We start from the raw sequence: 13,147 nt of genomic DNA, 5'->3' as shown, positions 1-13,147 counted from the left end.
TGTGCGCGCCAATGACGGCTCGAAGTGGAGTTCCTGGACAGCGTTCACGGCAACACCGGGACCCGACATTGCTCCGGTCGTTACCGCATCGAACGTGACGGCGATTCACGGGCAGACGTCGGCTCTCGCCTCGAGCCTGTTCTCGGTCAGTGATAGCGAGAACGATACCATCACCCAATACGCCTTCTGGGACACTGGCGGGAACGGCCACTGGGTGGTGAATGGTGTCGCCCAATCCGCCGGCGTCGAGATCGACGTTGCGGCGGCGAACCTGTCGCAGGTGAGCTACGTCTTCGGACCGGGCGGCTCGACGCCCGATACGCTCTATGTGCGCGCCAATGACGGCTCGAAGTGGAGCACCTGGACAGCGTTCACGGCAACGCCGGGACCCGACACTGCTCCGGTCGTTACCGCATCGAACGTGACCGCACTCCATGGGCAGACATCGGCTCTCGCCTCGAGCCTGTTCTCGGTCTCGGACAGCGAGAACGATACGATCACCCAGTACGCCTTCTGGGACACTGGCGGAAACGGCCACTGGGTGGTGAATGGTGTTGCCCAGGCCGCCAACACCGAGGTCGATGTGAGCGCGGCGAACCTGTCGCAGGTGAGCTACGTGTTCGGCCCCGGCGGTTCGACGCCCGATACGCTCTGGGTCAAGGCCAATGACGGCAGCATGTGGAGCGCGTGGAAGAGCTTCACGGCAACGCCGGGACCCGACACTGCCCCGGTCGTTACCGCATCGAATGCAAACGTAACCGGAGTTCACGACCATTCGATCGCGGCCTCGAGCCTGTTCTCGGTCACGGACGCCGAGAACGACACGATCACCCAGTACGCCTTCTGGGATACCGGAGGAAACGGCCATTGGGTTGTGAACGGTGTGGCCCAGGCCGCCAACACCGAGATCGATGTAAGCGCGGCGAACCTGTCACAGGTGAGCTACGTCTTCGGCCCCGGTGGCTCGCCATCGGATACGCTATGGGTTAAGGCCAATGATGGCAGCATGTGGAGTTCCTGGAAGAGCTTCACGGCCACCGCAACGAACCAGGCGCCGACGGTCTCGGTCTCGAATGTGACGACGGTCTCGGGGCAGGTCTTCGCGGCTTCGAGCCTGGTCAGCGCGACGGACGCGGATGGCGATACCATAACGAAATATGCGTTGTGGGATTCCAACACGAACGGGCGTTGGAACGTCAACGGAGTGAACCAGTCCGCGAATACGGAGATCGACGTCACTTCGGCGCAACTTGCCCAGACGACCTATCAGGCCGGCTCCGGCACTGACCAGCTCTGGATCCGGGCCTATGATGGCAGTGCGTGGGGTGTCTGGCAGCCTTTCAACGTCACGGGAGAGAGCCCCAGCAGCGCCACCATCGCAGCGGGCACCACCCTGGAATTGACGGGGGCTTCGAACGCGGCCGTAACGTTCCTGGGTAGCACGGGGACGCTGAAGCTCGACAATTCCGCGAGCTTCACCGGAACTGTCGCCGGGATGTCCGGTTCGGACACGATCGATTTCGCGAATATCAATTTCGCGAACGTTCAAACGCCGACCTTCACCGGAAACGCCTCGGGTGGAACGCTCACGGTGACGGACGGCACTGTTACCGCCAGCATTGCGCTGCTGGGCAACTACATGGCTTCCACGTTCACGGCCTCGAGCGACGGCCATGGCGGTACCTCGGTTGTCGATCCGCCGGCGATGCAGGTCAGTCAGCTTGCGCAGCCGCAGCATGCGTGAGCGCTTGAGATAGGGCGGCCGTGGAGGGCCGGTTGCGGGCCCTCTGCAACCAAGATCGCTCAACCGGCAAAGATGAAAAGGCCCGCCTCCTGGCGGGCCTTTTTCTTGTCTTGCAGCGCTTCCGCGATGCCGCGCAACACCTAACGCCTGGTTGCTCAGTACCTGATCACAGCGACGAGCCGTTACAGGCCGCCTCCGCTGCTTGGTCGTCCACATTCGGGTCGGCCGCGGCCGTGGCCCAGGCGAGCTCGACGAGGGTCACGATCCGCCGGCCGGCACCGTCGAGCTGGCAGACGATCAGGCCTTGTTCCTCGATGTAGGTCAGAAGATGCCGGGCGCGGCGCAGCGAATGCGTGCCGTAGGCGCGGGCGATCGCGGCATCGCTCGGGCACGGCCAGCCCTCTTTCGCGGCGCGGGCGATCATCATGAAGACGCCCTGCATGTCCTCGGGCAGCAGGGCCGCACGCAGCGAGACGTCCTGCCAGGCGTCGTCCTCCGCGACATCGGCGCCGAGCCCGGCGCGGGCGCGCGTCAGCATCCGGCGGAAGTCGGTCAGCTCCGGCACCACGGCACCAAGACCCTCGATCCGGCAGCGGACCACGAACTCCTGATAGAGCACGCCGATGGCGCGGAAGCCGGCGTCGGGCTCGGCGAGGATGGCGCGCAGGATACGGTCCAGCCGTTCACGCCGCTCGGCCAATTGCTCGGCGCTCGGCGGTGGCTCCGCCGCTTCGGGATCTGGCTCCGCTGCCGGCTGCTTGGCGGCCATCAACTGGCTGAGCAGGTCGGGCGACGGCACCCGGCGCTGCGGCCGCACCGTTTCCGGCGGCGGAGCGGCGAGGATGATCGCGCGTGCGTCCTCCAGTGCTGCTTCAGGCAGCGGCATCAACCGCGGTGCCGCATTGCGCGGCTGGGTGTCGGTCGGACCGATACGCAAGCCCAGCGGACGCCGGGAGAGCGCAGGTCCCAGCGCCATGAATTGCCCGCGCTCGAGGTCGCGGAAGGCTTCCGCCTGCCGCCGTTCCATGCCGAGCAGGTCGGCGGCGCGCGCCATGTCGATATCGAGGAAGGTGCGGCCCATCAGGAAGTTCGACGCCTCGGCCGCGACATTCTTGGCGAGCTTCGCCAGCCGCTGGGTTGCGATGATCCCGGCAAGCCCGCGTTTGCGGCCGCGGCACATCAAATTGGTCATTGCGCCGAGCGAAAGCTTGCGCGCCTCGTCGGACACCTCGCCCGCGACCGCCGGCGCGAACAGCTGCGCCTCGTCCACCACCACCAGCATCGGATACCAGTGATCGCGGGCGACGTCGAACAGCCCGCCGAGGAAGGCCGCGGCGCGCCGCATCTGGTTCTCGGCGTCGAGCCCTTCGAGATTGAGCACCGTGGAGACGCGATGGATGCGCACGCGCTCGCCCGCGACCTGCAGGCTGCGTTCGGTGTGGTCCTCGGCGTCGATGACGAGGTGGCCGAATCGCTCGGCCAGGGTGACGAAATCACCTTCGGGATCGATGATGGTCTGCTGGACCCAAGGGGCGCTCTGTTCCAACAGCCGGCGCAGCAGATGGGATTTGCCGGAACCCGAATTGCCCTGCACCAGCAGGCGTGTCGCCAATAGCTCCTCGAGGTCGATGGCCGCCGAAGCGCCGGCCGTCGTTTGTCCCATCTCGATCGCTACGGTCATGTCCCGACTCAAATTGCCCTTGCGGAGAGGCGGCTTAACAAGCTGATCGCGCCGCGTCGAGCGAACCGCACCATCATCCCCAGGCACTGCCGGGAGTCATGGTGATGCTCGCCAGACGAGATGAAGATTGATCAAGCCACTACAACGTGTTTAGCTTGCGTGTCTGGCGTATATTTTTTCGAACCAGTTCCAGTTCAGCAGCGCGATCCCGTCCGGTTCGGACCCGCTTATTCAATCAGCCCGCCGAACTCTCAGCCCGTCGAACTCTATGTCTGAGTTCAACTACGACGCATTCATTTCCTACATTCTTCCCGATCCAAACGGGAGTGATCCCTGCTTGCAAGGCCCGCGTTACCAAAGGCATCCGCCAAAAAATCGAAGGTTGCACGGATTTTATCCCCGCTCACGCGCGCATGCGGCGGAGCGATCCCGATGTCGGCAGCGAGAGGTTCGACCGCGCAAATCTTCCTGGCGCAAGTATTGATCTTCGTCGTTATCGCATTCGGGCTGGTCTTGGCGCTGCTCGGCGACGGCACCTGGGACCGGGCCTCCTGGCTCGCACTTGCCGTGCCGCTTGTCATCATCGCCTTCTACATCTTCCGGCGTTCCGCGCGTCCTTCGTAGAAGGAGCGAGCGTTCGCGGTGACGCCGAAGTGATCGGCGTTGCTATTCTTGTGCCGGATACCTCCGTCCCGTTTGCCGGTGGTGTCTCGGCACGCAAACCTCGGCATAGTCCGCCGCACAAAAGAAACGTGCGAGGAAACATGACTGAGAGCACCGTCGATACGCTTGCGCCGTCGGTCGCGGCGCCTGGCGCAGTGTCGCCGCGAAAAGTGTTTTGGGCGACCTGGTTCGGCTGGATGCTCGATGGCTTCGATTCGTCGATGTACGCCTACATCCTGGTCGGCGCGTTGAGCGAATTGCTGCCCGCCAGCGGCATCGAGCCGAGCAAGGCCAATATCGGCATCTATGGCGGGCTGTTGTTCTCGATCTTCATGCTGGGCTGGGCCTGCTCGATGGTCTGGGGCTGGGCCGCAGACCGTTACGGACGGGTCCGGATCATGTGCTGGACGGTGCTGGTCTACTCGCTGTTCACGGCGCTGTGCGGGCTTGCGACCGGTATCGTGATGTTCGCATTGTTTCGCTTTGTTGCCGGTTTCGGCATCGGCGGCGAATGGGCCGCGGGCACGCCGCTGCTGCAGGAATCCGTGCCGGAGAATACGCGGGTGCGGCTCGCCGGATGGCTGCACACGGCGACGCCGACCGGGCTGTTCCTCGCCGCCGCCGTGACGCTTGCGATCGGCAGCACGCTCGGCTGGCGCGGCATGTTCCTGCTCGGCATTCTGCCCGCGCTGCTGATCGCCTATCTGCGCAGCAACATTCCCGAACCCGAGCGCAGCGGTGCACGCGAGCAGCCGTCGGTTGCGGCCTTGTTTGCCGGCGACCAGGCGCGCACCACCTGGGCCGCGGCGCTGATGATGGCCTGCATCATCTTCGGCCTGTGGTCGTCGAACTTCTGGGCCCCGACCGTGATCTCGACCAAGCTGGTCGCCGCGGGCGCGACGCCGGCGCATGCGCAGGAGATGGGCGCGGTGGCCGGCCTGATCACCAATGTCGGCACGCTGATCGGCTGCCTCCTTGTACCATGGCTAACCACCTGGCTCGGCAGCCGGCGCCGCACCGCGGTGCTGTTCTTCATCGGCGGGCTGATCTCCGTCGTGGTCTCCTATGAGGTCGCGATCGAATGGCTCGACAGCCTGACGCTGTTCATGGTGCTGCTGCCGGTGCTCGGCTTCTTCACCAATGGTGTGTTCGGCCTGTTCACGATCTGGCTGCCGGAGATGTTTCCATCGGCGCTGCGCGGCTCGGGCTCCGGCTTCGCCTTCAGCATGGGCCGCGTGCTCGGCGCCGCCGGCCCGACCCTGATCGGCGCGCTCGCCGCCCGCACCGGCAGCTTCCCGCTGGCGATTTCGATGCTGTCGCTGATCTATGTGGTCGGCTTGCCGCTGATTGCCCTGGCGCCGGAGACGGCCGGCAAGCCGCTGGCGAGATAGCAGGCTCCTTTGCGCGTTGCGCGCGGCTTCGGCCGCGCGCCCTCACGCATCAAGCGGGGCCTTACTCCGCCGGCTTCGCGGTGGCTGGCGTCTGCGCGGCCACGGGCGTCTGCGCAGCTACGGGTGCCTTCGCCGGCGCCTTGTCGACCTTCTTCGACCAGGAGCGGTAGTAGGCGAGCGCGGTCATCAGCACGATGCCGACGATGCTGACCGCGATCTGCATCCAGATGCTGCCGGAGACCTCGACCAGCACCACATGCGCGATGACCGCGAGGAAGACGCCGGTGCAGAACACTTCGAGCGACTGCTGGCCGCACTTGATGATCGGCTGGAAGATCGGCCATTCATATCCGGGCCACTCGCGCGGCAGGAAGCGCGTGACGAAGAAGGCGAGCACGACGAAGTGCAGCACGCGATAGGGCGCGAGGTTGGTCTTGTCGTTCGGATTGAAGGCGTCATAAAGCCATGCCGGCATCGCCTGGCCAAGTTCCGGGAAGCGGCCCGCCAAGGTCATGACCAGCGCGAACAGCAGATAGGCGCCGCCAAGCCAAAGGAAGGCGCGCGAGCGGATGAACGAGATTGATTCACTGGCGCCGCCGAGCGCAAACCATCCGCCGAACACGAACAGGAACTGCCAGCAGAATGGGTTGAAATACCATGAGCCGGACGGATAGGCCGGCAGGTTCCAGCCGAAATGGCGTGCCGCGAGATAGAGCAGGAACGAGGCCAGCAGCGTCAGATTGAGCTTGCGCAGCATCGCCCACAGCACCAGCGGATAGCACAGCATCAGCGCGATATAGAGCGGCAGCACATCCATGTTGACCGGCTTGAACGCCAGGATCAGGCCCTGATAGAGCGTCTCGGCCGGATTGTGCATGAAGCCCGCGACGTTGAATTCATTCTGCAGGTTCGGGTCGTGGTAGCGCTGGGAGAGATAGCCGATCTCGGCGATATAGATCACGAACAGCAGGACGTGCGCGACATAGATCTGCCAGGCCCGCTTGATCAGGCGGGTGGCGCCGATCACGGTGCCGCGCTCGAGCATCATGCGCGCATAGACGAAGGATGCGGTGTAGCCGGAGATGAACACGAACAGATCGGCCGCGTCGCTGAAGCCGAAATTCTTCTGCGTGATCCAGTTCACCGCGTTGTTCGGGATGTGATCGAGATAGATCGCCCAGTTGGCGAAGCCGCGCAGCAGATCGAGGCGATAGTCGCGGCCACGCGGCGGCAAAACAGCCTTGACGTCCATCGGTACGCTCCCATCCCGAGTCCCCGCGCGTCCGGTCGCGGGTCGCCCACGACGTCATACTAGAACAGGATTTCGACGGTTGTGTATTGGTTTTCCGGAAGCTGATCGCCGCCACAGCCGGCCAAACAGCGATGAATTTGGATCAAATCGTTCGCGCCGCGAACCACGCGGTGCGTAGGATGGGTAGAGCGAAGCGAAACCCATCGCTCCGTGCCGGCCTGACGAACGATGGGTTTCGGTTGCGCTCTACCCATCCTACGAGAGCCTGCGAGAACCGGCCGCGCACCGGCGCGGCTAACGCTGCACGAACCCGTTATGCAGCGTGGTGAACAGCGCCTTGCCCTTCTTCACCAGGTCGTATTTGCGGCCGTAAAGCAGCCAGACCGCGGTGAGGTGACACATCCCGCCCATCATCAGCGACATCGCGGTGTAGGGATCGAGATTGCGGCGATAGGTGCCGGCGCGGCTCGCCTGCTTGATCAGCTGCACATAGCGCAGCGCGTATCTGTCGACCGCCTTCTTGATCCGCGGCTCGGCGGCAAGCACGCTCGGCCAGATCTCGAGGAAGAACACCCGGCCCCAGCTCGGGTTATCCTTGATGTACTGGAAGTTGGTGAGGAAGATGATGCGGAGCTGCTCGACGGGATCGCCACCCTTGAGCAGCAGCGGCTCGGTCTTCTGATAAAGCGCCTCGAAATTGCCCTCGGGCACATCGAGCACCAGCGCGCGCTTGTCCTCGAAATAATCATAGATGCTGGAGAGCGGTACTTTCGCCGCGGCGGCGACCTCGGTGAGCGAGGTGCCGTCGATGCCTTTTTCGCCGAACAGCTTGGTGGCCGCCGTGAGGATCTGCTCGCGCCGGTCGCGGCTGCGTTGTTGCTTGAGCTTGAGTGTCGTCCCCGAAGCCACGGTGGTCTCCAAGAGCGTTTTCGCGCGAAGTGGATACCGGTTCGCGCAAGGAAGACGCGTCAAAGCAAGAATCTCGTCCCGTAAAAACAGTAAGGCAGCGGGATCGGAACACAAGCGCTATTGCGACGGCATACAGCGGTAAAGCCTGTGGGTCAGAGCGGCGCGTTCCGCCGCTCATGTGTGCGGAACGCGTCGCGGGCAATGATCTGGCGCATGATCTCGGAGGTGCCGTCCAGAATGCGGACCACCCGCGTTTCCCGCCAGATGCGCTCGATCGGCAGGTCCCTGGAATAACCGGCGCCGCCGAACAGCTGCATGGTGGTGTCGGCGACGCGCTGCACCATGTCGGCGCCGGTATATTTGGAGAGCGCCGCCGCGGCGGTGCGGGCGGCGCCATCGCCCTGGTCGTAACGCCAGGCTGCCTCATAGGCGACAAGCCGCGCGGCATGCAGCGAACTCGCCATGTCGGCGATCTGCCACTCGAGGCCCTGATGTTCGCGCAGCTTGCGTCCGAACGCCTCGCGCTCCGAGACATGGTCGAGCGCGTAGTCCAGCAGCTGGCTCGCCGCGCCGACGCAATAGGCGCCCCAATGGGTGCGCCCGGCATCCAGGCACCGCATCGCGATGGCGAATCCTTCGCCCTCCTGTCCCAGCAGATTCTCGCGCGGAACACGGCAATCCTCGAAGATCACCTCGGCATGCTCCGAGCCGCGTCCGGCGGCCATCTCGACCAGGCGGCCGATGGCAAGGCCCGGCGTCTTTGCGTCGACGACAAAGGCCGCGATGCCCTTGGCGCCGGCGGACGGATCGAGCGTGGCGAACACCGTGAAGACGCCGGCTGCGGGCGCATTGGTGATGTAGGTCTTGCGGCCGTCGAGCACGTAATGGTCGCCGTCCCGCCGCGCCCGGGTCTGGATCCGGGCGGCATCGGATCCGGCATTCGGCTCGGTCAGCGCGAACGCGCCGATCACCCGTCCGCTGGCGAGCTCCGGCAGCCATCGGTCGCGGACCGCCGGCTGCGCGTAGAACTCGATCGCCTTCGAGCCGATGTGAACGTTGACCCCGCTCAGATAGTAGAAGGCGGTGTGGGCCTTCGCGAGCTCCTCGATCGCGATGCAGCTGCCCAGCATCGAGAGGCCGAGGCCGCCGAATTGCTTCGGCGTGTTGGTGCCGAACAATCCCATCCTGCGCAGGCCGGCCATGGCGCTGTCCGGCACCTCGCCGGTTGCCTCGATGGCGGCATCGTGCGGCTGCAGCTCGCTGCGCACGAACTCTCGCACCCGGCTTTGCAGAACGCGGAGGTCGTCGGGAAGCTCAAAATGCATGGCGCACCAAAAGTCGAATAATCTTCGAAAAATGTTGCGCCGCCTTCCGGCAGATGTCAAGGTTTTGCGGAAGTTCCGGAGAAAACGGCATGCTCGCAGGCTTGATGCAGCAGGTCCGCTCACACTCAATCTGGTGAGGGAGTCGAGTGCGGCATGCGCGTCGCCACGCTGGCCTGGAACTCGCACCGTCACCTCGAGCTTTATCTCGCCGTGCCCTGCATGGGCGCGGTGCTGCACACCGTCAATGCGCGCCTGCAGGCGCTGGACATCGCAAGACTGCCCGCCCACGCCGAGGATCGGGTGCTGTTTGTCGATCGTTCGATCTGGCGAACCGTCGGGACGGAGATCGCGCTGCGCAACGCGTTTGGAGTTCACTAAACGCTTCAACCCGGCTTCCGACCATCGCATCTTCCGCCGCAACTTTGTCCACTTGTTACGGAACAAAACCACGAGTTGTGGACTGGCGACCTGTCGCTTTGGGGAGAAGATCATGCCACGTTCGTTTCAATCCAATTATTCCGTTCGGCCCTTCCTCGGCCTCGCTGCAGCCCTCATGATCGGGCTTGCCGCGCCGGTATCAGCACAACAGGCCACCGGCACCGCGCTGGCCCGCGTGCTCGTGCTCGGCACCGGCGGCACCATCGCCGGGCAGGCCAATGCCCGCGCCGGCAACGCCTATGACTCAGGCAAGGTCAGTGCGGCCAACCTGATCGCGGCGATCCCGGGCATCGACAAGCTTGCCCAGATGTCGGCCGAGCAGATCTCGTCGATCGGCTCGCAGGACATGAACGACAAGGTTTGGTTCGACCTCGTCAAGCGTATCCGCGCGGCCGTTGACAACAAGGAAGTCGACGGCGTCGTCATCACCCATGGCACCGACACGATGGAGGAGACTGCGTTCTTCCTGCAAAACGTGCTCGACACCGACGTCCCGATCGTGCTGGTCGGATCGATGCGGCCTTCGACCGCGATCGGCGCCGACGGTCCGGCCAATCTCTACGAGGCGATGCGGGTCGCCTCTGCCCCGGAATCCCGCGGCCGCGGCGTGCTCGTGGTGCTCAACGACACCATCCATGCCGCGCGCTGGGTGCAGAAGACCAATACCACCAGCGTTGAGACATTCCGCTCGCCCGATGCCGGGCCGGTCGGCTATGTCGACACCGGCGCGCTTCGCTTTCTGCAGCCGGCCGCTCCAGCCAGGGGTACCAAGCTGAAATTGCCGGATGCCCCTTCCTTGCCGCGGGTCGACATCATCTATTCGCATGCCAACATGGACGCCGCTGAGGTCGAGGATGCGGTCAGGCGCGGCGCCAAGGGCATCGTGCTGGCCGGCGTCGGCGACGGCAATTCATCGAAGGGCGCGATCGATGCGCTGGCCGCCGCGGCGAAGCAGGGCGTCGTGGTGGTGCGTTCGACCCGGGTCGGCTCAGGCTTCGTGAACCGCAATGTCGAGGTCGAGGACGACAAGCTCGGCTTCGCGGTCTCGCTCGATCTCAACCCGCAAAAGGCGCGCGTATTGCTCGAACTCCTGATCGCGAACGGCATCACCGAGCCGTCGGCGGTTCAACAGGCGTTCGCGCGGTAGACCGTCAGTTTTGAGGCGCCTGCCGGCTTCACCTGCGCGGCCTTGTTCGCCGCGCGCCGCGGCGCGAGCAGCAGGGCGCGCGCTTCCGCGATGTGCGACATCACGGTGGTGACCGGAATGCCGGTGACTTCGGCGATTTCCTTGTAGGAGAGATCGATCATCTCGCGCAGCGCGATGACCTCGCCGAGCGGGGCGGGCAGGTCATCGATGAGTTGCCGGATTGTTGCGCTGTCGCGCCGTTCTGGCGCTGCATTCTCGCCGGCGAGTTTTCGGCCGAGTTTCTCCTGGCAGACGGCTTTGAGGATCGTGAGCAGCCACGGCCTGATAGCCGGGCCGCGAAAGCCGTCGAACCGGCGCAGTGCGCGCAGATAGCATTCCTGCACGGCCAGTTCGGCGTCCGCCTCGGTCCGCATCAGCACTTGAGCGAACGCATAGGCATCGTCGAGACACGGCAGCGCCGCGTCGCGAAACTGCTGCGCCGTTTTATTCCCGGCTTTCGCACTTCGCATCATAGAGTTGCATCTCGTGAATAGCTTTACCGGCAATCGGCACAGTGGTATCAGGCTCCGCGCCGGAGTCGTGGACCGTCGCGCCAAGCGTAGGGACAGGAACGACGTGCGCACACGACATGCGCATATCGGGCAGCAAGCGATCGATCGTGTCAGCCTTGATCGATCGGGCGTTCGGAGCACGGATCATGTCCGAGACACAGGTGACCAACCGGTTCTCGATCTTCCATCACGGGCTGGCGAAAGGGCCGGCCTATGAGGCTTGGCGCGAAGGGATTTGCCGCGGCTTCTGCCGGCTCGACGTCGGACCGACCGACGACAACCGCATCGACTGCCACAACGAGTTTACGCTGCTGCATACGGTCGCCATCGCGACGCCGCGCGGCGGCTCGGCTCGCTTCGCCCGCACCCGCGCGCTTCTGCATGACGGCTGCGACGATCTCGTCCTGATCTTTGCGACGCGCGGCACGGTGCAGGTCACGCAAGCAGGCAAGGCGATCGAGCTTCAGCGCGGCCAGATGTGCCTCACCGAAATGAATATTGTCGGCACCGCCGATCTCACCCGGTCGGGCAGCTTTACGACGACGCGGTTTCCGCGGCGCCTGCTGCTCCAGATCGCGCCTTCGGCGGAGACGCAGCTGGCGCGGGTGCTCGGGCGCGAGCCGGCCTTGGGCGCGATGATCGAGCGCTATTCCGCGCTCTGCACCGAGCTTGCCGGCGATCTCGACCTGCCGGGCCAGCAGGCGGCGGCGCATCATCTCGCCGACCTGGTCGGTCTCGTGCTCGGCAGCAGTGCCGAAAGCAAGGAACTGGCGGCACGCGACGGCGTGGCGAAGGCGCGGCTTGATTTGATGAAGGCCGATGTTCTCAAAAATCTCGACAACGGCAAGCTCACGATCGAGGCTGTAGCAAGGGCGAACGCGCTCAGCACCCGCCAGGCGCAGCGCCTGTTCGCGTCCGCAGGGACGACGTTCTCGGAGTTCGTCCTCGATCAGCGTTTGCTGCTGGCGCGCCGGCTGCTGCTGCACGAAGAGGGCGCCGGCCGCAAGGTCAGCGACATCGCCTATACGGCCGGCTTCAACGATCTCTCTTATTTCCACCGCTCGTTTCGCAGGAAGTTCGGCGTAGCACCGGCGGAGATGCAGATGGAACTGGGTCGCAAGCATTTGAACACCTGCTGCCGCGGCGCTAGATCAGCACACCAGCTTCATCCCAACGAGGGCACTGCCCATGCCTCTGTGGACCTGCGAACAATGCGGCGCGCAATTTCCTGAAACCGCGGCGCGGCCGCCGGCTTGCCCGATCTGCGAGGACGAGCGGCAATATGTGAACTGGAAGGGGCAGGCGTGGCTGACGCGCGAGGAACTCGCAGAGCGGCACAGACTGGTCTGGCGCGACGATCTCGGTCTCGTTGGACTTGCGCTCGAGCCGTCCTTTGCGATCGGACAGCGCGCGCTGCTGGTGCCGGATCGCGGCGGCTGCGTGATGTGGGACTGCGTGCCGCTGGCAACCGCCGAGGCGATCGCGCATGTCAGATCGCTCGGCGGGCTGAAGGCAATCGCGATCTCGCATCCGCATTATTATGGCGCGGTCGCCGACTGGAGCGCGGCGTTCGACAATGCCCCGGTCTATCTGCACGGCGACGACGCGCAATGGGTGACGCGGCCTTATCCGTCGATCGTGCCGTGGCAGGGCGACAGCCATCGCATCTCCGACGACATCCTGCTGGTGCGCGGCGGCGGGCATTTCGCCGGCGCCACCATGCTGCATTGGCGCAAGGGCGCCGACGGGCGCGGCGCGCTTCTGACCGGGGATATCGCGATGGTGGCGATGGACCGCCGCTCGGTCAGCTTCATGTATTCCTATCCGAACTATATCCCGCTCAATACATCAGCGGTCCGCCGCCTCGCGCGCGCGGTCGAGCCGCTGGCCTATGATCGGATCTACGGCGCCTGGTGGGACAAGAACATCGCCTCCGATGCCAGGGCGGCGTTCGACCGCTCGGTGCAGCGCTATCTCGCGGCGATCTCGGACTGACGGTTCCGGCCGCTTTTGACAATCTTGCCACGCGGCGTGATCGCGCTATAT

General features: G+C 64.7%; 11 protein-coding genes and 1 pseudogene. 7 read left to right on the top strand and 5 right to left on the bottom strand.

Annotated features, from left to right (window positions below; all coding sequences use genetic code 11):
• A partial coding sequence (locus AKL29_RS43760; RefSeq protein ID WP_210168334.1) for a hypothetical protein occupies nucleotides 1–1,744 on the top strand: 1,744 nt, incomplete at its 5' end.
• Between the two features lie 166 nt (nucleotides 1,745–1,910).
• Here the strand turns inward: AKL29_RS43760 and AKL29_RS26040 are convergent.
• The gene (locus AKL29_RS26040) at nucleotides 1,911–3,425 is read right to left on the bottom strand and encodes a helicase HerA domain-containing protein (protein WP_050386135.1); all 1,515 of its coding nucleotides are present in this window, start codon (nucleotides 3,423–3,425) and stop codon (nucleotides 1,911–1,913) included.
• A 432-nt stretch (nucleotides 3,426–3,857) separates the two neighbouring features.
• Between AKL29_RS26040 and AKL29_RS26035 the strand changes: the two genes are divergently transcribed.
• Both AKL29_RS26035 and AKL29_RS26030 read left to right on the top strand, forming a co-directional pair.
• A complete protein-coding gene (locus AKL29_RS26035; protein WP_050386134.1) occupies nucleotides 3,858–4,049 on the top strand; it encodes a hypothetical protein in 192 nt (63 codons plus the stop codon).
• Nucleotides 4,050–4,189: 140 nt separating this feature from the next.
• On the top strand, nucleotides 4,190–5,479 hold the full coding sequence (locus AKL29_RS26030) for an MFS transporter (RefSeq protein WP_050386133.1): 1,290 nt from the start codon (nucleotides 4,190–4,192) through the stop codon (nucleotides 5,477–5,479).
• A gap of 61 nt (nucleotides 5,480–5,540) precedes the next feature.
• On the opposite strand, the gene AKL29_RS26025 is transcribed toward AKL29_RS26030, so the two are convergent.
• From AKL29_RS26025 to AKL29_RS26015, 3 genes are all read right to left on the bottom strand, one after another.
• Nucleotides 5,541–6,731 carry an OpgC domain-containing protein gene (locus AKL29_RS26025; RefSeq protein ID WP_050386132.1) on the bottom strand — a complete coding sequence of 397 codons (1,191 nt, stop codon included), beginning with the start codon at nucleotides 6,729–6,731 and terminating at the stop codon, nucleotides 5,541–5,543.
• A gap of 294 nt (nucleotides 6,732–7,025) precedes the next feature.
• Nucleotides 7,026–7,640 carry a TetR/AcrR family transcriptional regulator gene (locus AKL29_RS26020; protein ID WP_050386137.1) on the bottom strand — a complete coding sequence of 205 codons (615 nt, stop codon included), beginning with the start codon at nucleotides 7,638–7,640 and terminating at the stop codon, nucleotides 7,026–7,028.
• 152 nt (nucleotides 7,641–7,792) lie between these two features.
• Nucleotides 7,793–8,965, bottom strand: a complete 1,173-nt coding sequence (locus AKL29_RS26015; protein WP_050386131.1) for an acyl-CoA dehydrogenase family protein — start codon at nucleotides 8,963–8,965, stop codon at nucleotides 7,793–7,795.
• Nucleotides 8,966–9,109: 144 nt separating this feature from the next.
• On the opposite strand from AKL29_RS26015, the pseudogene AKL29_RS26010 reads away from it, so the two are divergent.
• A pseudogene (locus AKL29_RS26010) lies at nucleotides 9,110–9,343 on the top strand (AMP-binding protein); the annotation flags it as partial.
• 112 nt (nucleotides 9,344–9,455) lie between these two features.
• Entirely contained in the window at nucleotides 9,456–10,550 is a 1,095-nt protein-coding gene (locus AKL29_RS26005; RefSeq protein WP_244482422.1) for an asparaginase, read from the top strand.
• Here AKL29_RS26005 and AKL29_RS26000 read toward each other — a convergent pair.
• On the bottom strand, nucleotides 10,529–11,173 hold the full coding sequence (locus AKL29_RS26000; protein WP_317248606.1) for a sigma factor-like helix-turn-helix DNA-binding protein: 645 nt from the start codon (nucleotides 11,171–11,173) through the stop codon (nucleotides 10,529–10,531). The genes AKL29_RS26005 and AKL29_RS26000 overlap by 22 nt on opposite strands.
• A 74-nt stretch (nucleotides 11,174–11,247) precedes the next feature.
• Between AKL29_RS26000 and AKL29_RS25995 the strand changes: the two genes are divergently transcribed.
• Entirely contained in the window at nucleotides 11,248–12,333 is a 1,086-nt protein-coding gene (locus tag AKL29_RS25995) for an AraC family transcriptional regulator (RefSeq protein ID WP_244482421.1), read from the top strand.
• Nucleotides 12,290–13,096 carry an MBL fold metallo-hydrolase gene (locus AKL29_RS25990; protein ID WP_028337679.1) on the top strand — a complete coding sequence of 269 codons (807 nt, stop codon included), beginning with the start codon at nucleotides 12,290–12,292 and terminating at the stop codon, nucleotides 13,094–13,096. Before AKL29_RS25995 ends, AKL29_RS25990 begins: the two co-directional genes overlap by 44 nt.
• Nucleotides 13,097–13,147 lie beyond the last annotated feature (51 nt).

This window comes from Bradyrhizobium pachyrhizi (assembly GCF_001189245.1).
Lineage (GTDB): Bacteria > Pseudomonadota > Alphaproteobacteria > Rhizobiales > Xanthobacteraceae > Bradyrhizobium > Bradyrhizobium pachyrhizi.
This window is presented reverse-complemented; position numbering and strand designations above follow the sequence as displayed.

Coding starts and splice junctions, on each gene's coding strand:
- AKL29_RS26040 (WP_050386135.1), bottom strand. CDS start 3,425: ATGACCGTAGCGATCGAGATGGGACAAACGACGGCCGGCGCTTCGGCG.
- AKL29_RS26025 (WP_050386132.1), bottom strand. CDS start 6,731: ATGGACGTCAAGGCTGTTTTGCCGCCGCGTGGCCGCGACTATCGCCTC.
- AKL29_RS25990 (WP_028337679.1), top strand. CDS start 12,290: ATGCCTCTGTGGACCTGCGAACAATGCGGCGCGCAATTTCCTGAAACC.
- AKL29_RS26035 (WP_050386134.1), top strand. CDS start 3,858: ATGTCGGCAGCGAGAGGTTCGACCGCGCAAATCTTCCTGGCGCAAGTA.
- AKL29_RS25995 (WP_244482421.1), top strand. CDS start 11,248: ATGTCCGAGACACAGGTGACCAACCGGTTCTCGATCTTCCATCACGGG.
- AKL29_RS26030 (WP_050386133.1), top strand. CDS start 4,190: ATGACTGAGAGCACCGTCGATACGCTTGCGCCGTCGGTCGCGGCGCCT.
- AKL29_RS26015 (WP_050386131.1), bottom strand. CDS start 8,965: ATGCATTTTGAGCTTCCCGACGACCTCCGCGTTCTGCAAAGCCGGGTG.
- AKL29_RS26005 (WP_244482422.1), top strand. CDS start 9,456: ATGCCACGTTCGTTTCAATCCAATTATTCCGTTCGGCCCTTCCTCGGC.